We start from the raw sequence: 18353 nt of genomic DNA on the forward strand, positions 1-18353 counted from the left end.
ACCCGGACAGCGGCAAACCCGGACAGCGGCAGACCCGCGCAACGGCAGACCCGGACAGCGGTTGACCGGACAACCGCTGACCAGAAACAACAGCTGACCAGGACAACGGCTGACCTCAAGGGGCTGCCCCGCCCGCCCTCTGCCCTCCCGGCAAGCGCCCGGGCGGGCAGCCGTCTGCCCGGCCGCCCGCTCCCCCGCCTCCCGTCGTCTCGCCCTCAGCCGATGTCCGGCGGATCGACCCGGACCCGTACGGGCTCCGCACCCCCCCGCGCCATCCGCGCGGCCTGAGCCGTCTTCAGCGCGGCCGCCAGCGCGGCACCGCTCCCGGGCGGCACCCGTACCAACGCCCGCTCCCAGTGCTCACCGGGCGGCGGCGCCCCCGCCCGCCGAGGCGCCCCGGCCCGCACCACGGGCACCGGCACCGGCCCCAACACCTCCGCGTCCGGCGGCAGTTCGGCCGTAGCGAGGAACTCCGCGACTGCCTCCGCCGGCCCCGACACCGCCGCCATCCGCGACACCGGCGGAAACCCCAGCTCGGCCCGCTCGGCGAGTTCCCGTACCGCGTGCCCGACGGGATCCCAGCGCACCAGCGCCTGCACGGGCCGCAGCGTGGGCTCCGCGACGACGACCACGGTGCCGCCCTCGTCCTGCGGCCGCACCAGCGCCCCGGCCGCGATCCACCGCCGCAGCGCGTCCTCACCGGCCCGCAGATCCGGCCGCCCGAGCATCGCCCAGCCGTCCAGCAGCAGGGCTGCCGCATAGCCGCCCTCGGCGACCGGCTCGGCGCCCGGTGTGCTCACGACCAGCGCGGGCGTCTCCGGCACGGTGTCCAGCACATGCTCCCGCCCCGAGGTCCGTACCGGTACGGCGGGAAACGCCCGCCCCAGCTCCTCGGCGGTCCGCCGGGCCCCGACCACCTGGGCACGCAGCCGGAAACCACCGCACTCGGGGCAGTGCCAGTCGCTCTCCTCGCGCCCGCACCACGCACAGCCCAGCGCTCCCGCGTCCCGCGCCTCCAGCGGGCCGGCGCAGTGCCGGCAGCGGGCGGGCGCACGGCACTGGGCGCAGGCCATGCGCGGCACGTATCCCCGCCGGGGCACCTGCACGAGCACGGGTCCGTGCCGCAGACCGTCCCGGACCGCCTGCCAGGCGAGCGTCGGCAGCCGCGCGGCCCGCGCGGCCTCATCCCGCGCGAGATCTCCGTCGCCCACCGTCCGCACAAGGGGCGCGGACCGCCGTACCTGTTCCCGCCCGGCGACCAGGGGCCGCGCCCAGCCGTTCTCCACGAGTTGCGCGGCCTCCACCGTGCAGCTCCAGCTCCCCAGCAGAAAGCCGCACTTGTCCAGCGCGGCGCGCAGCAGCAGGACATCCCTCGCATGCGGCTGCGGGGCGTGCTGCTCGCTGTGGCTGTCGTCCCCGTCGTCCCAGACGGCGACGAGCCCGAGGTCCCGTACCGGCGCGAACATGGCGGCCCTCGTTCCCACCACCGCCCGCACCGAGCCGCGGCTGACGGCGAGCCACTGCCCGTACCGCTTCTCGGGCCCGGCATCGGCGGTGAGCAGTGCATGCCGGCCCGGCCCGAGGACATCGCTCAGCGCGGCATCGACCCGTGCGGCGGCCCGCCCGTCCGGTACGACGACGAGCGCGCCGCGTCCCGAGGCGAGCGTGGCGGCGACGGCCCGGGCGAGTTCGTCGCTCCACTCGGGTCCCGGCAGGGCGTTCCACACGGCGCGCGGCGCACCACCGGAGGCCAGCGCCTCGATGAAGGCGGGCCCGTGCTCGTACCGAGTCCAGGAACCGGCGTCCGGTGGGCTCGGCGGCGGCAGCGGTTCGGGCGAGGGCCGCTTCTCGGCCCGTGCGCTGCGTGGCGGCACGGCCAGCTGCAACACGTCCGCGAGGCTCCCCGCGTAACGGTCGGCGACGGCCCGGGCGAGCCGCAGCAGTTCCTCGCTCAGTACCGGCTCGGGCGACACCACCTGGGCCAGTGCGGCCAGCGGCCCCGGGTAGTCGGACTCGGGGAGCCGCTCCACGAGGAACCCGTCGATGAGCCCCCCGCCCTCGCGGCGTCCGTCCCGCACCCGGTGCCGACCGGCTCCGAACCGCACCCGCACCCGCACCCCCGGCTGGGCGTCGGCGTCCAGCTCGGCCGGGACGGCGTAGTCGAAGTACCGGTCCAGGTGGAGCACGCCCTTGTCCACGAGCACCCGCGCGACCGGCAGTCGCTCCGCCAGCTCGGCCCCCCGCCAGGTCCGTGGCTTGGCCCGGGGCACCTTGGCCCCCCGCACGCTCTCCCGGATGAGCGCGAGCTGCTCCGGCGGCGCCCCTTCGGCGCCGCCGCCCCCCTGCCCGTTCTCGCTGCTCACGCTTGCATTCCTACCAAACGCCACCGACAACGGCCGTGCCGCGAAGATTCGTCTCCCTGCCCTGCCAACCGGCCCGGAACGGCCTCGGCTCCTGTGACAACCGGGCGGTGATCACAGGAGCCGAGGTCAGTCGCGTCTGCGGGTCAGAGGCCCGCGGCCTTGCGCAGGGCGTCCACGCGGTCCGTCTTCTCCCAGGTGAACTCGGGGAGCTCGCGGCCGAAGTGGCCGTACGCGGCGGTCTGCGCGTAGATCGGGCGGAGCAGGTCGAGGTCGCGGATGATCGCGGCCGGACGCAGGTCGAAGACCTCGTCGATCGCCTTCTCGATCTTCTCGGCGTCGATCTTGGCGGTGCCGAAGGTCTCCACGAACAGACCGACGGGCTCGGCCTTGCCGATCGCGTAGGCCACCTGGACCTCGCAGCGGGAGGCCAGGCCGGCCGCGACCACGTTCTTGGCGACCCAGCGCATGGCGTAGGCGGCGGAACGGTCGACCTTGGACGGGTCCTTGCCGGAGAAGGCGCCGCCACCGTGGCGGGCCATACCGCCGTAGGTGTCGATGATGATCTTGCGGCCCGTCAGACCCGCGTCCCCCATCGGGCCACCGATCTCGAAGCGGCCGGTCGGGTTGACCAGGAGGCGGTAGCCCTCGGTGTCGAGCTTGATGCCCTCGTCCAGCAGGGCCTTCAGCTCGGGCTCCACGACGAACTCGCGGATGTCGGGGGCGAGCAGCGACTCCAGGTCGATGTCCGAGGCGTGCTGGCTGGAGACGACGACCGTGTCGAGGCGGACGGCCTTGTCGCCGTCGTACTCGATGGTGACCTGCGTCTTGCCGTCCGGGCGCAGGTAGGGGATGGTGCCGTTCTTGCGGACCTCGGACAGGCGCTTGGACAGGCGGTGCGCCAGGAAGATCGGCAGCGGCATGAGGGTCGGCGTCTCGTCGGAGGCGTAGCCGAACATCAGCCCCTGGTCGCCGGCGCCCTGCTTGTCGAGCTCGTCGAGGTCGTCACCTGCGGCGGCACCCTCGACCCGGGACTCGTAAGCGGTGTCCACGCCCTGTGCGATGTCCGGGGACTGCGCGCCGATCGAGACCGAGACGCCGCAGGACGCGCCGTCGAAGCCCTTCTTCGAAGAGTCGTAGCCGATCTCGAGGATCTTGTGGCGGACCAGCGTCGCGATGTCCGCGTACGTCTTGGTCGTGACCTCGCCGGCCACGTGCACCAGACCGGTGGTGATCAGCGTCTCGACGGCGACCCGGGAGGTCGGGTCCTCGCGCAGAAGCGCGTCGAGAATGGTGTCGCTGATCTGGTCAGCGATCTTGTCGGGGTGACCCTCGGTCACGGACTCCGAGGTGAACAGGCGACGGGACACAACGCTCCCTGGGGTTGCAGCGGCTGCTGGCTGATCATTGGCGGACGACACGGGGAGCTGCGCCCGGCATCGTCCGAGAACAGTTTATCGGTCGTACCTTGCCGTCGGCCCACCTGTCTCGCCACTCGGGAGTGCTGTGACCTGCGGCACAGGCATTCTGCCCAATGGGCGGCGGCGTTGAACAGAGCCCCACACCCCGATGTGACGTCCGGAAAAGTTGACGAATGGCTGAAAAAAGTCAACCCAATCGGGCCGCCACCAGATCCCACACGATGTCGGCGAGAGCCTCCTTGGGCCCGTGCGGCACAGGCGTCTCACTGCCGTCGGCACCGAGCACCACGGCCTCGTTCTCCTCGGAACCGAAGGTCTTGCGCTCCCCCACCTCGTTCACCACGAGCAGGTCGCAGCCCTTGCGCGCCAGCTTGGTCCGGCCGTTGGCGAGGACGTCGTCGGTCTCGGCAGCGAAGCCGACGATCACCTGTCCGGGCCGCGCCCGGTCGGCCGAGATCTCCGCGAGGATGTCCGGATTCCGCACCAGTACGATCGGCTCGGGATCCTGGCCGTCCTTCTTCTTGATCTTCCCGGCCGCGTAGACCGCGGGGCGGAAGTCGGCGACGGCGGCGGCCATGACCACGGCGTCGGCGTCGGCGGCCGCCTTGAGCACCGCCTCCCGAAGCTGTACGGCCGTACCGACCGGGACGACGTCCACGCCGGCCGGGTCGGGCAGACCGGTGGTGTTGGCCGCGACCAGCGTCACCCGGGCGCCCCGCGCGGCAGCCGTGCGGGCGAGGGCGTAGCCCTGCTTGCCGGAGGAGCGGTTACCGAGGAAGCGGACGGGGTCGAGGGGCTCTCGGGTACCGCCGGCGGAGATGACGACATGACGCCCCGTAAGGTCGGGCTCCCGCCCTCCCCGCACGAGGATGCGACGGCAGTCCTCGAAGATCTCCACCGGGTCGGGGAAGCGGCCCTTGCCGGTGTCGACCCCGGTGAGGCGGCCGACCGCCGGTTCGATGACGACGGCGCCGCGGCGGCGCAGCGTGGCCACGTTCTCCTGGGTGGCCGGGTGCTCCCACATCTCGGTGTGCATCGCGGGAGCGAAGACGACCGGGCAGCGGGCCGTGAGGAGGGTGTTGGTGAGCAGGTCGTCGGCGAGGCCGTGGGCCGCCTTGGCGAGCATGTCGGCGGTGGCGGGGGCGACCACGACCAGGTCGGCGTGCTGGCCGATCCGGACATGGGGGACCTCTTCGACGTGGTCCCAGACCTCGGTGGAGACGGGGTTACCGGAGAGGGCGGACCAGGTGGCGGCGCCGACGAAGTGCAGCGCGGAGGCGGTGGGCACGACCCGGACGTCGTGGCCCGACTCGGTGAACCTTCTCAGCAGCTCGCAGGCCTTGTACGCGGCGATGCCACCGCTGACCCCCAGCACGACCTTCGGCTTGTCCACCGGGCCTCCACTCGTTGAATCCACGACTCCATCACACACCACAGGCCCGGCAGCATGACTGCCGGGCCTGTGGATAAGTCAACCGCAATCTGAAAGTACTACTGCGCCGGGCCTTCGACGGCCTCGGAGGTCAGCAGACCCGCGTTGATCTCGCGCAGGGCGATGGAGAGCGGCTTCTCGTGGACGTGGGTGTCGACGAGCGGACCGACGTACTCCAGGAGACCCTCGCCGAGCTGCGAGTAGTACGCGTTGATCTGACGGGCACGCTTGGCCGCGTAGATCACGAGGCTGTACTTCGAGTCGGTGGCCTCGAGGAGCTCGTCGATCGGAGGGTTGATGATGCCCTCGGGCGCGGTGATGGAAGAGGACACGCTCTGCCTTCCGATGGATGGGAAAGATTCAGTCTGAATGATCAGGGACGATCACACAACGTCCATCAAGGCTAGCAGCTCGCGCGCCACGTCCTCGACGGAGGTGTTGACCAGTGTCTCGTCGAACTCCGGCTCCGCCGCCAGCTCGATCTTGGCCGCGTCCAGACGGCGCTCGATCACCTCGGGCGGCTCGGTGCCCCGTCCGGTGAGCCTGCGCACCAGCTCCTCCCAGGAGGGAGGGGCCAGGAACACCAGCCGACCCTCCGGCATGGACTCGCGGACCTGCCGGGCGCCCTGGAGATCGATCTCCAGCAGCACCGGCACCCCGGACTCCAGGTGCTCCAGCACCGCCTGTCGCGGGGTGCCGTAGCGGTTGCCGGCGAATTCGGCCCACTCCAGGAGCTCGCCGTTGGCGATGAGCTTGTCCATCTCCTCGTCGGAGACGAAGAAATAGTGCACTCCGTGCTTCTCGCCCGGGCGGGGCCTGCGGGTGGTCGCCGACACCGAGAGCCAGACCTCGGGGTGCTCCTTGCGCATATGGGCGACGACCGTGCTCTTGCCGACCCCGGAGGGGCCGGAGAGCACGGTCAGCCGCGGACGTACGTCCGGGGGCTCGGGGGTCGTCCCCCGGAATGTTGCAGCCATGCAGCGATTATTCCAGCAATCGCAGGTTGCCCGGGACGACTGTCCCGGACCGCCCGGTGATCAGGAGCCGGTGCTGCCGAACTCGCGCTCCAGGGACGCGATCTGGTTGGAACCGAGGCCACGCACCCGCCGGCTCTCGGAGATCCCGAGTCGCTCCATGATCTGCTTGGCGCGGACCTTGCCCACGCCCGGCAGGGACTCGAGCAGGGCGGAGACCTTCATCTTGCCGATGACGTCGTTTTCCTGGCCCTGCTTGATGACCTCATGGAGAGAGGCGCCGGAGTGCTTGAGTCGATTCTTGACCTCGGCCCGCTCCCGGCGAGCCGCGGCGGCCTTTTCGAGCGCGGCTGCGCGCTGTTCAGGGGTAAGGGGCGGAAGAGCCACGCCTACGTCACCTCGGATGTCGAACTGTCGGATACGGACCGGTGAGGAACCTAGTCGCCCCACACCTGGGGAGCTACGAGCAACACGCTTGCCCGTTCACTCTGCTCGGAGACTAGCGGGCAAGTCCGCCAGAGTCAGCGAGAACAGCGGAAAAGTCCTGGTCAGCCTCCGTGAGGCCAGACATTTCAGACATACTGCCCAGGATTTGAGGATGTATTCACGCTGAACCCGTCGCCGGAGCGCTCGCCGAAGCGCTCCAGGATCACTCATCGGAGGACTCATCCACCTGCGAGGACGTCCCGGATCTCACCCGCGAACCGCTCCGCGGCCGCCCGAAGCGCTCCGGCGTCGGGACCGTGACGCAAAACACCTCGGCTCACGTTTGGAACGACATTGCGCACTGCGGCCCCGAAGACCGTGGGAAGGTCGGCGGCGGTCGCCCCCTGGGCTCCGACGCCGGGCGCGAGCAGCGGACCGTTGATGTCGAGGTCGTACGACGACAGGTCGCCGACCGTCGCGCCGACGACGGCGCCGAAGGAGCCCAGCGGCTCCTCCCCCGTGTTCTCGGCGGCCAGGTGGGCCAGCATGGTCGCGCCGACCGTCCGGCCGTCGGAACGCACCGCGTGCTGCACCTCGGGGCCCTCCGGGTTCGAGGTCAGCGCCAGCACGAACAAGCCGGCTCCGCTCTCCCGGGCCAGCGCCACGGCCGGGCTGAGCGAGCCGTAGCCGAGATAGGGCGAGACGGTCAGGGCGTCCGAGAACAGCGGCGCGTCCTTGCTCAGGTAGGCCTCCGCGTACCCGGCCATGGTGGAGCCGATGTCGCCGCGCTTGGCGTCCATGACGACCAGGGTTCCGGCCGCGCGCGCCTCCTGCACCACCCTTTCCAGGACGGCCACCCCGCGCGAGCCGAACCGCTCGAAGAACGCGCTCTGCGGCTTCATGACCGCGACCCGGTCGGCCACCGCCTCCACCACGGTCCGGCTGAACCGCTCAAGCCCTGCCACGTCGTCGTTCAGACCCCACTCGGAGAGCAGCGAGGCGTGCGGGTCGATACCGACGCACAGCGGACCGCGCTCGTCCATCACACGGCGCAGCCGTGCGCCGAAGGGCTCCAACGGGCTCATACGGTCTTCCTCACATCGGCGCCCACCGCGTCGGCGAGCGTGGCGTACGGACTGGTGCGCAGGCGCGCCGCGAGGCCCTTGTGGATGGCGCGGCCCCAGAAGGGTCCCTCGTAGACGAAGGCGCTGTAGCCCTGGACCAGCGTGGCACCGGCCAGGATGCGCTGCCAGGCGTCCTCGGCGTTCTCGATGCCGCCGACGCCGACCAGGGTGATCCGGTCGCCCACGCGCGCGTACAGCCGCCGCAGCACTTCCAGGGACCGCGCCTTCAGAGGGGCCCCGGAGAGCCCCCCGGTCTCCTTCACCAGCTCGTGGCCGGAGCGTAGCCCGAGACCCTCGCGCGCGATGGTGGTGTTCGTCGCGATGATCCCGTCAAGGCCCAGCTCGACGGCCAGGTCGGCGACGGCGTCGACGTCCTCGTCGGCGAGGTCCGGCGCGATCTTCACCAGCAGCGGCACCCGGCGGTTCGCCACCACGCGGTCGGCGGCCTCGCGAACGGCCGTCAGGAGCGGACGCAGATGATCGACGGCCTGGAGGTCGCGCAGTCCCGGCGTGTTCGGGGATGACACGTTCACGACCAGGTAGTCGGCGTACCGCGCGAGCCGCTCGGCGGACTTCACGTAGTCGCCGACCGACTCGGCCTCCGGTACGGCCTTGGTCTTGCCGATGTTGACGCCCACGACGGTCTTGAAGACGGGCTCACGGGAGGCGAGCCGGGCGGCGACGGTGAGCGATCCGTCGTTGTTGAATCCCATCCGGTTGATCAGCGCCCGGTCGGCGACCAGCCGGAACAGCCGCTTCTTGGGATTGCCGGGCTGCGCCTCGCCGGTGACCGTGCCGATCTCGACGTGGTCGAACCCGAGCATCGACATACCGTCGATCGCGACGGCGTTCTTGTCGAACCCGGCGGCCAGCCCGAAGGGCCCGTGCATCCGCAGCCCGAAGGCCTCGGTGCGCAGTTCCTTGTGGCGGGGCGCCAGGGCGGCCGCGACGAAGGTGCGCAGCACCGGGATGCGAACGGCCACGCGGATCCAACGGAAGGCCAGGTAGTGGGCCTGTTCCGGGTCCATCCGCTTGAAAACGAGATTGAAGAAGATCTTGTACATGGAGTCCTCATGCGGAGGGGGACACCGTCACCGGTGCCCCCCTTCATAGACAGCTGGGCAACGCGCCCCGTCAGAGGCGCGGGGAACTGCGCGACCAGCCAGAACCGGTCCGCATCCTCACTACGGGCTTCTAGCCCCTCGCCGCGGTCAGGCGTTCCGCGTGCTCCTGGAGCGACCGCACACCCACGTCCCCGTGGTTCAGCGCGTCGATCCCCTGCACGGCCGCCGCCAGCGCCTGAACCGTCGTCAGGCACGGCACCGACCGCGCCACCGCGGCCGTCCGGATCTCGTACCCGTCCAGGCGACCCCCCGTGCCGTACGGGGTGTTGACGATGAGGTCGACCTCGCCGTCGTGGATGAGCTGGACGATCGTGCGCTCGCCGTTCGGCCCGATGCCGTCGGACTGCTTGCGCACCACCGTGGCGTTGATGCCGTTGCGCTTGAGCACCTCGGCCGTGCCGGAGGTGGCGAGCAGTTCGAAGCCGTGGGCGACCAGTTCCCGCGCCGGGAAGATCATCGAGCGCTTGTCGCGGTTGGCGACCGAGATGAACGCGCGGCCCTTGGTCGGCAGCGGCCCGTACGCGCCGGCCTGGGACTTGGCGTAGGCGGTGCCGAAGACGGAGTCGATGCCCATGACCTCGCCGGTGGAGCGCATCTCCGGGCCGAGCACGGTGTCGACGCCCCGGCCCTGGATGTCCCGGAAACGCGACCACGGCATGACCGCCTCCTTCACGGAGATCGGCGCGTCGAAGGGCAGTTCGCCGCCGTCACCGCGGGCCGGCAGCAGTCCCTCGGCGCGCAGTTCGGCGACGGTGGCGCCCAGGGAGATCCGGGCGGCGGCCTTGGCCAGCGGCACCGCGGTCGCCTTCGAGGTGAAGGGGACGGTGCGGGAGGCGCGGGGGTTGGCTTCGAGGACGTAGAGGATGTCCCCGGCCATCGCGAACTGGATGTTGATCAGACCGCGGACCCCCACCCCGCGCGCGATGGCCTCCGTGGACGCCCGCAGCCGCTTGATGTCGAAGCCGCCGAGGGTGATCGGGGGCAGCGCGCACGCGGAGTCGCCGGAGTGGATGCCGGCCTCCTCGATGTGTTCCATGACGCCGCCGAGGTAGAGCTCCTCGCCGTCGTAGAGGGCGTCGACGTCGATCTCGATCGCGTCGTCCAGGAACCGGTCGACCAGGACCGGCCGGGTGGGGCTGATCTCGGTCGACTCGGCGATGTAGGCGGCCAGCCGGGTCTCGTCGTAGACGATCTCCATGCCGCGGCCGCCCAGGACGTACGAGGGGCGGACGAGGACCGGGTAGCCGATCTCGTCGGCGATGGCCTTGGCCTCGGCGAAGGTGGTCGCCGTGCCGTGCTTGGGCGCCGGCAGGCCCGCCTCCGCAAGCACCCGCCCGAAGGCGCCCCGGTCCTCGGCCGCGTGGATCGCCTCGGGCGGGGTGCCGACGACCGGCACCCCGTTGTCCTTGAGCGCCTGCGCCAGACCCAGCGGGGTCTGGCCGCCCAGCTGCACCACCACGCCCGCGATGGGGCCGGCCTGCTGCTCGGCGTGGACGATCTCCAGCACGTCCTCCAGGGTGAGCGGCTCGAAGTACAGCCGGTCGGAGGTGTCGTAGTCGGTGGAGACGGTCTCCGGGTTGCAGTTGACCATCACCGTCTCGTACCCGGCGTCCGACAGCGCGAAGGACGCGTGCACACACGAGTAGTCGAACTCGATGCCCTGGCCGATCCGGTTCGGGCCCGACCCCAGGATGATCACCGCGGGCTTCTCGCGGGACGCCACCTCCGTCTCCTCGTCGTAGGAGGAGTAGAAGTACGGCGTCTTCGCGGCGAACTCGGCCGCGCAGGTGTCGACCGTCTTGTAGACCGGGCGCACCCCCAGCGCGTGCCGGACCTCGCGGACGACGTCCTCGCGCAGGCCGCGGATCTCGCCGATCTGCTGGTCGGAGAAGCCGTGCCGCTTGGCCTCGGCCAGCAGGCCGGGGGTGAGTTCGGCGGCGGCCGCCAGTTCGTCGGCGATCTCCTTGATCAGGAACAGCTGGTCCACGAACCACGGGTCGATCTTCGTGAACGCGAAGACCTCCTCGGGCGTGGCGCCCGCGCGGATGGCCTGCATGACCGTGTTGATCCGGCCGTCGGTGGGCCGCACCGCCTCGTGCAGCAGCGCCTTCTTGTCGCCGGGCTCGCCGGTGAACGTGAACTGGCTGCCCTTCTTCTCCAGCGAGCGCAGCGCCTTCTGGAAAGCCTCGGGGAAGTTACGGCCGATGGCCATGGCCTCACCGACCGACTTCATGGTGGTGGTCAGCGTGGAGTCGGCCTGCGGGAACTTCTCGAACGCGAACCGCGGCGCCTTGACGACCACATAGTCGAGCGTGGGCTCGAAGGAGGCCGGGGTCTCCTGCGTGATGTCGTTGGGAATCTCGTCGAGCGTGTAGCCGACGGCCAGCTTCGCGGCGATCTTCGCGATCGGGAAGCCGGTCGCCTTGGAGGCCAGCGCCGAGGACCGTGACACACGTGGGTTCATCTCGATCACGATGACCCGGCCGTCCTCCGGGTTCACCGCGAACTGGATGTTGCAGCCACCCGTGTCCACACCGACCTCGCGGATGACGGCGATGCCGATGTCCCGCAGGATCTGGTACTCGCGGTCGGTCAGCGTCATCGCCGGGGCCACCGTGATCGAGTCACCGGTGTGCACGCCCATCGGGTCGAAGTTCTCGATGGAGCAGACGACCACGACGTTGTCGTGCTTGTCGCGCATCAGCTCCAGCTCGTACTCCTTCCAGCCCAGGATCGACTCCTCCAGGAGCACCTCGGTGGTGGGAGAGAGCGTCAGGCCCTGCCCGGCGATCCGGCGCAGTTCCTCCTCGTCGTGCGCGAAGCCGGAACCGGCGCCGCCCATGGTGAAGGAGGGTCGCACCACCACCGGATAGCCGCCGCCGAGGGTGTCGACACCGGCGAGGACCTCGTCCATGGTGTGGCAGATCACGGAGCGCGCGGACTCGCCGTGCCCGATCTTGCGGCGGACCTCGGCCACGACGTCCTTGAACTGGTCGCGGTCCTCGCCCTTGTGGATCGCGGCCACATTCGCGCCGATCAGCTCGACACCGTACTTGGCGAGGACGCCGTTCGCGTCCAGCGAGATCGCGGTGTTCAGCGCGGTCTGCCCGCCCAGGGTGGGCAGCAGGGCGTCGGGACGCTCCTTCGCGATGATCTTCTCGACGAACTCCGGGGTGATCGGCTCGACATAGGTCGCGTCGGCGATCTCCGGGTCGGTCATGATCGTCGCCGGGTTGGAGTTGACCAGGATCACCCGCAGCCCCTCAGCCCGCAGCACACGGCAGGCCTGGGTGCCGGAGTAGTCGAACTCGGCGGCCTGGCCGATGACGATCGGGCCGGAGCCGATGACCAGGACGGACTGGATATCGGTGCGCTTAGGCACGCTGGCCCTCCATCAGGGAAACGAAGCGGTCGAACAGGTAGGCGGCGTCGTGCGGGCCGGCTGCCGCTTCGGGGTGGTACTGGACGGAGAAGGCCGGCTGGTCGAGCAGCTGCAGCCCCTCCACGACATCGTCGTTCAGGCAGACGTGCGAGACCTCGGCGCGGCCGAACTTGGTCTCACTGACCTGGTCGAGCGGGGCGTCCACGGCGAAACCGTGGTTGTGCGCGGTGACCTCGACCTTGCCGGTCGTACGGTCCTGGACCGGCTGGTTGATACCCCGATGGCCGTACTTCAGCTTGTAGGTGCCGAAGCCGAGCGCGCGTCCGAGGATCTGGTTGCCGAAGCAGATGCCGAACAGCGGGGTCTTCCGCTCCAGGACGGTGGCCATCAGGGCCACCGGGCCGTCGGCCGTGGCCGGGTCGCCGGGTCCGTTGGAGAAGAACACGCCGTCGGGGCCGACGGCGTAGACGTCGTCCTCGGTGGCCGTGGCCGGCAGCACATGGACCTCGATGCCGCGCTCGGCCATCCGCTGCGGGGTCATGCCCTTGATGCCGAGGTCGATCGCGGCGACGGTGAACCGCTTCTCGCCGACCGCCGGGACGACGTAGGCCTCCTTGGTCGCGACCTCCTCGTAGAGGCTCGTGCCCTTCATGTGCGGCTGGGCCTGCACGCGCGCGAGGAGCTCGGAATCGGCGGCGATCGCCTCGCCCGAGAAGATGCCGGAGCGCATCGAGCCGCGCTCACGGAGATGGCGGGTGAGGGCCCGGGTGTCGATCCCGGAGACGCCGACCACGCCCTGGGCGACCAGCTCCTCGTCAAGGGACCGCGTGGCGCGCCAGTTGGAGGGCACGCGCGCGGGGTCGCGCACGACGTAGCCCGAGACCCAGATGCGGCCCGACTCGTCGTCCTCGTCGTTCCACCCCGTGTTGCCGATCTGCGGGGCGGTGGCGACCACGATCTGGCGGTCGTACGACGGGTCGGTCAGGGTCTCCTGGTAGCCGGTCATACCGGTGGAGAACACGGCCTCGCCGAAGGTCTCCCCCACGGCCCCGTAGGCGCGGCCGCGAAAGATCCGGCCGTCCTCCAGGACGAGTACGGCGGGAAGCGCCTTCTGAAAAGCGGTTCCCCTGGTGGAGGTCGTCATCGTTCGGCGCCTTCCGTGCTGGGTGTCTTGATCATGGAGTTGATGGCGTCGACCCACTCGGGGTGCTCGGCCGCGTGGTCGGAGCGGAATCCGGAGTCGATCAGCCGGTCGCCGTGCGCCCAGGTCACCACGAGCAGTCCGCCCTCGGTGAGGACCTTGCCCGCGATGCCCTTGCCGAGAAGGGCCTCGCGGAGCGCAGCGGCGGGGATGAAGAAGTCGGTCGCCCCGGGGCGTACGACGTCCAGGCCCGCGTCGGTCAGGGTGAGCTCGACCCGGCTGCGGGAGCCGAGGCCGCGGGCCACGATGCGGTCCAGCCACTGCCCGGCGGTGGTGGAGCCGTGGTAGCGGCCGCTCATCGTCAGTTTCGCTTCGCCGAGGTCGTCCGGCGCGCTGGGCAGCTCCGGGAGGTCGCCCTGGAGGGTGCCGCGCCATTTCCAGCCCTCGCGCATCAGCCAGTAGACGAGCGCGACGAACAGGGCGAGGCCGACGAGCCAGCCGATACGGGCGGACCAGTCGGTGACCGCGGCCGACTTCTTCTCGTCGGCCAGCAGGATCAGAGGTGTCACGTCAGCTTCCCGTCCACGAGCGTCGCCTTGCCCCGCAGCCACGTGTGGGTGACACGGCCCGGCAGCTCGCGTCCCTCGTAAGGGGTGTTGCGGCTGCGCGAGGCGAAGCCCGCGGGGTCCACCAGGCCACGGTATTCCGTGTCGACAAGGGCGAGGTTGGCGGGCTCACCTGCCGAGACGGGACGGCCGTGTCCGGTGGCCTGTCCGATCTGCGCGGGCTTGACGGACATCCGGTCGGCAACGCCGGCCCAGGTCAGCAGGCCCGTGTCCACCATGGTCTCCTGTACCACTGACAACGCGGTCTCAAGGCCCACCATCCCCATGGCGGCCGCGGCCCACTCGCAGTCCTTGTCCTCGTGCGGGTGCGGGGCGTGGTCGGTGGCGACGATGTCGATCGTGCCGTCGGCGAGGGCCTCGCGCAGGGCCATGACATCGCGTTCGGTGCGCAGCGGCGGGTTGACCTTGTAGACCGGGTTGTACGACCGCACCAGTTCGTCGGTGAGGAGCAGGTGGTGCGGGGTGACCTCGGCGGTGACGTCGATGCCCCGGGACTTGGCCCAGCGCACGATCTCGACCGAGCCGGCGGTCGAGAGATGGCAGATGTGGACGCGGGAGCCGACGTGCTCGGCGAGCAGCACATCGCGCGCGATGATCGACTCCTCGGCGACGGCCGGCCAGCCGCCCAGCCCCAGTTCCGCCGAGACGACACCCTCGTTCATCTGGGCGCCCTCGGTCAGCCGCGGCTCCTGGGCGTGCTGGGCGACGACCCCGCCGAAGGCTTTCACGTACTCCAGCGCGCGGCGCATGATCACGGCGTCGTCGACGCACTTGCCGTCGTCGGAGAAGACGGTGACCCCGGCGGCCGACTCGTGCATGGCCCCCAGTTCGGCGAGTTTCCTGCCCTCCAGGCCGACGGTCACGGCGCCGATGGGCTGGACGTCGCAGTAGCCGTGCTCCTGGCCGAGTCGGTAGACCTGCTCGACCACACCGGCGGTGTCGGCTACCGGGAAGGTGTTGGCCATGGCGAACACGGCCGTGTAGCCGCCGGAGGCAGCCGCGCGGGTGCCGGTCAGCACGGTCTCGGAGTCCTCACGGCCCGGCTCACGCAGGTGGGTGTGGAGGTCGACCAGACCCGGCAGCAGCACCTTGCCGGCGGCCTCCACGACCTCTGCGCCCTCTTCCGAGAGCCCGTTGCCGACCGCCTCGATGACCGGACCGTCGATCAGGACGTCCTGCGGCTCCCCGCCGAGCACCTTCGCACCACGGATAAGGATCTTGCTCATGGGTCTTACTTCTCCTCGATGGTGCGGGCGTGACTGCCGGCGGGTTCGTTGCCGCCGAGCAGGAGGTAGAGAACGGCCATCCGGATGGAGACTCCGTTTGCGACCTGCTCGACCACGGTGCAGCGGTCCGAGTCGGCGACCTCGGCGGTGATCTCCATGCCGCGGACCATCGGTCCCGGGTGCATCACGATGGCGTGCTCGGGCATCCGCGCCATGCGGTCGCCGTCGAGGCCGTAGCGCCGCGAGTACTCGCGCTCGGTCGGGAAGAACGCGGCGTTCATGCGCTCGCGCTGGACGCGCAGCATCATCACCGCGTCGGACTTGGGGAGGACGGCGTCGAGGTCGTACGACACCTCGCAGGGCCAGTTCCCGACACCGACCGGCACCAGGGTGGGCGGGGCGACCAGGGTGACCTCGGCGCCGAGGGTGTGCAGCAGGTCGACGTTGGAGCGGGCGACCCGGCTGTGCAGGACGTCGCCGACGACGGTGATGCGCTTGCCGGCCAGGTCCTGCCCTATCCCGGCGTCCCGGCCGACGAGCCGGCGGCGCATGGTGAAGGCGTCCAACAGGGCCTGGGTGGGGTGCTGGTGGGTGCCGTCGCCCGCGTTGATGACGGCGGCGTCGATCCAGCCGGAGTTGGCGAGGCGGTAGGGGGCTCCGGAGGCGCCGTGCCGGATGACGACGGCGTCGACACCCATGGCCTCCAGGGTCTGGGCGGTGTCCTTCAGGGACTCGCCCTTGGAGACGCTCGACCCCTTGGCGGAGAAGTTGATGACATCCGCCGACAGCCGCTTCTCGGCGGCCTCGAAGGAGATCCGGGTCCGGGTCGAGTCCTCGAAGAAGAGGTTGACCACGGTGCGGCCGCGCAGGGTCGGCAGCTTCTTGATCGGCCGGTCGGCGACCCGGGCCATCTCCTCGGCGGTGTCGAGGATCAGGACGGCGTCGTCGCGGGTGAGGTCGGCGGCCGAGATGAGATGACGCTGCATCTGTCAGGCTCCGTAAGGCAGTTCATATATCGGGAGATTGCGGGCAAGCATGGGCGCGCCAGTGCGGTGCGGGCCCCTGGGCTTGCTACGAGGTCGGCTTCACACCGAGCAGCACGGTGTCGCGACCGTCCTCCTCGGTGAGCAGGACCTTGACCGTCTCCCGCAGCGACGTGGGGAGGTTCTTGCCGACGTAGTCGGCGCGGATGGGCAGTTCGCGGTGGCCTCGGTCGACGAGGACCGCGAGCTGGACCGCGCGCGGGCGCCCGATGTCGTTGAGGGCGTCGAGGGCGGCGCGGATGGTGCGGCCGGAGAAGAGCACGTCATCGACGAGGACGACCAGTCTGCCGTCGATACCGTCACCGGGGATCTCGGTGCGGGCCAGCGCACGCGGCGGGTGCATGCGCAGGTCGTCCCGGTACATGGTGATGTCCAGCGAACCGACGGGCATCTTGCGGTCGGTGATCTCCTCCAGCTTGGCGGCGAGCCGCCGGGCGAGGAAGACACCGCGGGTCGGAATGCCGAGGAGCACGACGTCGTCGGCGCCCTTGGCGCGCTCGACGATCTCGTGGGCGATGCGGGTCAGCACCCGCGCGATGTCGGGCCCTTCGAGAACGGGCCGGGCATCGGATGCCTGAAGGTCAGGCCTGAGCTGCTTGTCCATACGAAACGGACCTCCTTCTCCGCCTCACGGGACGGACCTTAAAGGACGTCGGATTTGCGCCATCCACCGTATCAGGTGCCGGAGAGGCCCCTGATCACCCCCTTGGCCTAATCGGTCATCGCTACCACGGAAGAGTCGGTGCGGACCATTCGGCTTGACGCAAGAGAGTAACGCTGCGTAACCTCACAGTGAGTTACCAGCCGCGCGGCGGGACCAAGGCCGGCCGCGTCGACACAGTGTCCGGGGAGCCATATGTCCAGCGAATACGCCAAACAGCTCGGGGCCAAGCTCCGGGCCATCCGCACCCAGCAGGGCCTTTCCCTCCACGGTGTCGAGGAGAAGTCCCAGGGGCGCTGGAAGGCCGTGGTGGTCGGTTCGTACGAGCGCGGCGACCGTGCCGTGACCGTGCAGCGCCTTGCCGAGTTGGCGGATTTCTACGGCGTTCCGGTGCAGGAGCTGCTGCCGGGCACCACCCCGGGCGGAGCCGCCGAGCCTCCGCCGAAGCTGGTCCTGGACCTGGAGCGGCTGGCCACCGTGCCGGCCGAGAAGGCGGGCCCGCTCCAGCGCTACGCGGCGACGATCCAGTCCCAGCGCGGTGACTACAACGGCAAGGTGCTGTCGATCCGCCAGGACGACCTGCGCACCCTGGCCGTCATCTACGACCAGTCCCCTTCGGTCCTCACCGAGCAGCTGATCAGCTGGGGCGTCCTGGACGCGGACGCCCGCCGCGCGGTGGCCACCCACGAGGACGCCTGACCCGCAAAACGCCTGAGCAGAAACGTGCCGCCGGGGCGTCCGGAACTCGACGGTTCCGGGCACCCGGCGGCTTTTCGTCATCGCCCTTCGCGTACTGACCGACGGCCACACGCCCACCCCAGGGGCGCGGGGCTGTATCGATATGCGGCTCCGCCGCGTGGACGCGACAAGCCCCACACGCCCCGCAGACGCCCTCTGAGCGCACCACCCATCCCACTGGGCACCCAACGCCGGAGGGCCCGCAGCAAGCGCACGCTGCGGGCCCTCCGGCGTTTTCTCGGCTCACGCCTCCCGGCGCAGCGACGGCTTCAGCTCCTTCAGCCGCCCCAGCAGTCCGTTCACGAACGACGGCGACTCCTCCGTCGAGAACTCCTTCGCCAGCTGCACCATCTCGTCGAGGACGACCGCGTCCGGCGTCTCGTCGACCCAGATCAGCTCGTACGCCCCGAGGCGCAGGATGTTGCGGTCGACGACCGGCATCCGGTCGAGCGTCCAGCCGACCGCGTACTGGGCGATCAGCTCGTCGATCCGCCGCGTGTGCTCGGCGTAGCCCTCGACCAGCTGCATCGTGTACTCGCTCACCGGCGGCTGCCGGGTGTCGTCCCGGGAGAGGCGGATCCAGTCCGCCAGAACGGTCAGGACGTCGGCCCCGCGCTGGTCGCCCTCGAAGAGGATCTGGAAGGCTCGCTTGCGGGCCGTGTTGCGGGCAGCCAC

16 protein-coding genes are annotated in these 18353 nt (G+C 70.4%); 1 reads left to right on the forward strand and 15 read right to left on the reverse strand.

The window, feature by feature from the left end:
* Positions 1-215: 215 nt before the first annotated feature.
* From ABTY98_RS27540 to pyrR, 14 genes are all read right to left on the reverse strand, one after another.
* Positions 216-2363 carry a primosomal protein N' gene (locus ABTY98_RS27540; protein WP_352223688.1) on the reverse strand — a complete coding sequence of 716 codons (2148 nt, stop codon included), beginning with the start codon at positions 2361-2363 and terminating at the stop codon, positions 216-218.
* A gap of 143 nt (positions 2364-2506) precedes the next feature.
* Entirely contained in the window at positions 2507-3730 is a 1224-nt protein-coding gene (metK, locus tag ABTY98_RS27545; protein WP_352223689.1) for a methionine adenosyltransferase, read from the reverse strand.
* A 238-nt stretch (positions 3731-3968) separates the two neighbouring features.
* Entirely contained in the window at positions 3969-5174 is a 1206-nt protein-coding gene (gene coaBC, locus ABTY98_RS27550) for a bifunctional phosphopantothenoylcysteine decarboxylase/phosphopantothenate--cysteine ligase CoaBC (RefSeq protein ID WP_352223690.1), read from the reverse strand.
* Between the two features lie 98 nt (positions 5175-5272).
* Positions 5273-5545, reverse strand: coding sequence for a DNA-directed RNA polymerase subunit omega (gene rpoZ, locus ABTY98_RS27555; RefSeq protein ID WP_003982715.1), 273 nt, complete (start codon positions 5543-5545; stop codon positions 5273-5275).
* Between the two features lie 51 nt (positions 5546-5596).
* Positions 5597-6190 (reverse strand): guanylate kinase, encoded by a 594-nt coding sequence (gene gmk / locus ABTY98_RS27560; RefSeq protein WP_352223691.1) that lies wholly within the window; start codon positions 6188-6190, stop codon positions 5597-5599.
* A gap of 60 nt (positions 6191-6250) precedes the next feature.
* The gene (locus ABTY98_RS27565; protein WP_003977346.1) at positions 6251-6574 is read right to left on the reverse strand and encodes an integration host factor; all 324 of its coding nucleotides are present in this window, start codon (positions 6572-6574) and stop codon (positions 6251-6253) included.
* 278 nt (positions 6575-6852) lie between these two features.
* Positions 6853-7698: an orotidine-5'-phosphate decarboxylase gene (gene pyrF, locus ABTY98_RS27570; protein WP_352223692.1), complete on the reverse strand. Its 846-nt coding sequence runs from the start codon at positions 7696-7698 to the stop codon at positions 6853-6855.
* Positions 7695-8801, reverse strand: coding sequence for a quinone-dependent dihydroorotate dehydrogenase (locus ABTY98_RS27575; RefSeq protein ID WP_352223693.1), 1107 nt, complete (start codon positions 8799-8801; stop codon positions 7695-7697). The genes pyrF and ABTY98_RS27575 overlap by 4 nt, the downstream gene beginning before the upstream one ends.
* A gap of 130 nt (positions 8802-8931) precedes the next feature.
* On the reverse strand, positions 8932-12243 hold the full coding sequence (gene carB, locus ABTY98_RS27580; protein WP_352223694.1) for a carbamoyl-phosphate synthase large subunit: 3312 nt from the start codon (positions 12241-12243) through the stop codon (positions 8932-8934).
* Complete coding sequence (gene carA, locus ABTY98_RS27585) at positions 12236-13387, reverse strand: glutamine-hydrolyzing carbamoyl-phosphate synthase small subunit (RefSeq protein WP_352223695.1); 1152 nt, start codon at positions 13385-13387, stop codon at positions 12236-12238. Before carA ends, carB begins: the two co-directional genes overlap by 8 nt.
* Positions 13384-13953: a PH-like domain-containing protein gene (locus ABTY98_RS27590; RefSeq protein ID WP_352223696.1), complete on the reverse strand. Its 570-nt coding sequence runs from the start codon at positions 13951-13953 to the stop codon at positions 13384-13386. The genes carA and ABTY98_RS27590 overlap by 4 nt, the downstream gene beginning before the upstream one ends.
* On the reverse strand, positions 13950-15236 hold the full coding sequence (locus ABTY98_RS27595) for a dihydroorotase (RefSeq protein WP_352223697.1): 1287 nt from the start codon (positions 15234-15236) through the stop codon (positions 13950-13952). The genes ABTY98_RS27590 and ABTY98_RS27595 overlap by 4 nt, the downstream gene beginning before the upstream one ends.
* 5 nt (positions 15237-15241) lie before the next feature.
* The gene (locus ABTY98_RS27600) at positions 15242-16222 is read right to left on the reverse strand and encodes an aspartate carbamoyltransferase catalytic subunit (RefSeq protein ID WP_352223699.1); all 981 of its coding nucleotides are present in this window, start codon (positions 16220-16222) and stop codon (positions 15242-15244) included.
* A gap of 85 nt (positions 16223-16307) precedes the next feature.
* Positions 16308-16883, reverse strand: a complete 576-nt coding sequence (gene pyrR, locus ABTY98_RS27605) for a bifunctional pyr operon transcriptional regulator/uracil phosphoribosyltransferase PyrR (RefSeq protein WP_352223700.1) — start codon at positions 16881-16883, stop codon at positions 16308-16310.
* 252 nt (positions 16884-17135) lie between these two features.
* Between pyrR and bldD the strand changes: the two genes are divergently transcribed.
* Positions 17136-17639 (forward strand): transcriptional regulator BldD, encoded by a 504-nt coding sequence (gene bldD, locus ABTY98_RS27610; protein WP_020938842.1) that lies wholly within the window; start codon positions 17136-17138, stop codon positions 17637-17639.
* A 282-nt stretch (positions 17640-17921) separates the two neighbouring features.
* Here bldD and nusB read toward each other — a convergent pair whose 3' ends face one another.
* Positions 17922-18353 carry a transcription antitermination factor NusB gene (nusB, locus tag ABTY98_RS27615; protein ID WP_352223701.1) on the reverse strand — a complete coding sequence of 144 codons (432 nt, stop codon included), beginning with the start codon at positions 18351-18353 and terminating at the stop codon, positions 17922-17924.

The organism is Streptomyces sp. NPDC096040 (assembly GCF_040303265.1).
Lineage (GTDB): Bacteria > Actinomycetota > Actinomycetes > Streptomycetales > Streptomycetaceae > Streptomyces.

What these genes read in the sequence shown, in the direction of transcription:
- ABTY98_RS27600 (WP_352223699.1), bottom strand. Translation starts at nt 16,222, where the DNA reads ATGCAGCGTCATCTCATCTCGGCCGCCGACCTCACCCGCGACGACGCC.
- carA (WP_352223695.1), bottom strand. Translation starts at nt 13,387, where the DNA reads ATGACGACCTCCACCAGGGGAACCGCTTTTCAGAAGGCGCTTCCCGCC.
- bldD (WP_020938842.1), top strand. Translation starts at nt 17,136, where the DNA reads ATGTCCAGCGAATACGCCAAACAGCTCGGGGCCAAGCTCCGGGCCATC.
- ABTY98_RS27575 (WP_352223693.1), bottom strand. Translation starts at nt 8,801, where the DNA reads ATGTACAAGATCTTCTTCAATCTCGTTTTCAAGCGGATGGACCCGGAA.
- pyrF (WP_352223692.1), bottom strand. Translation starts at nt 7,698, where the DNA reads ATGAGCCCGTTGGAGCCCTTCGGCGCACGGCTGCGCCGTGTGATGGAC.
- gmk (WP_352223691.1), bottom strand. Translation starts at nt 6,190, where the DNA reads ATGGCTGCAACATTCCGGGGGACGACCCCCGAGCCCCCGGACGTACGT.
- ABTY98_RS27595 (WP_352223697.1), bottom strand. Translation starts at nt 15,236, where the DNA reads ATGAGCAAGATCCTTATCCGTGGTGCGAAGGTGCTCGGCGGGGAGCCG.
- pyrR (WP_352223700.1), bottom strand. Translation starts at nt 16,883, where the DNA reads ATGGACAAGCAGCTCAGGCCTGACCTTCAGGCATCCGATGCCCGGCCC.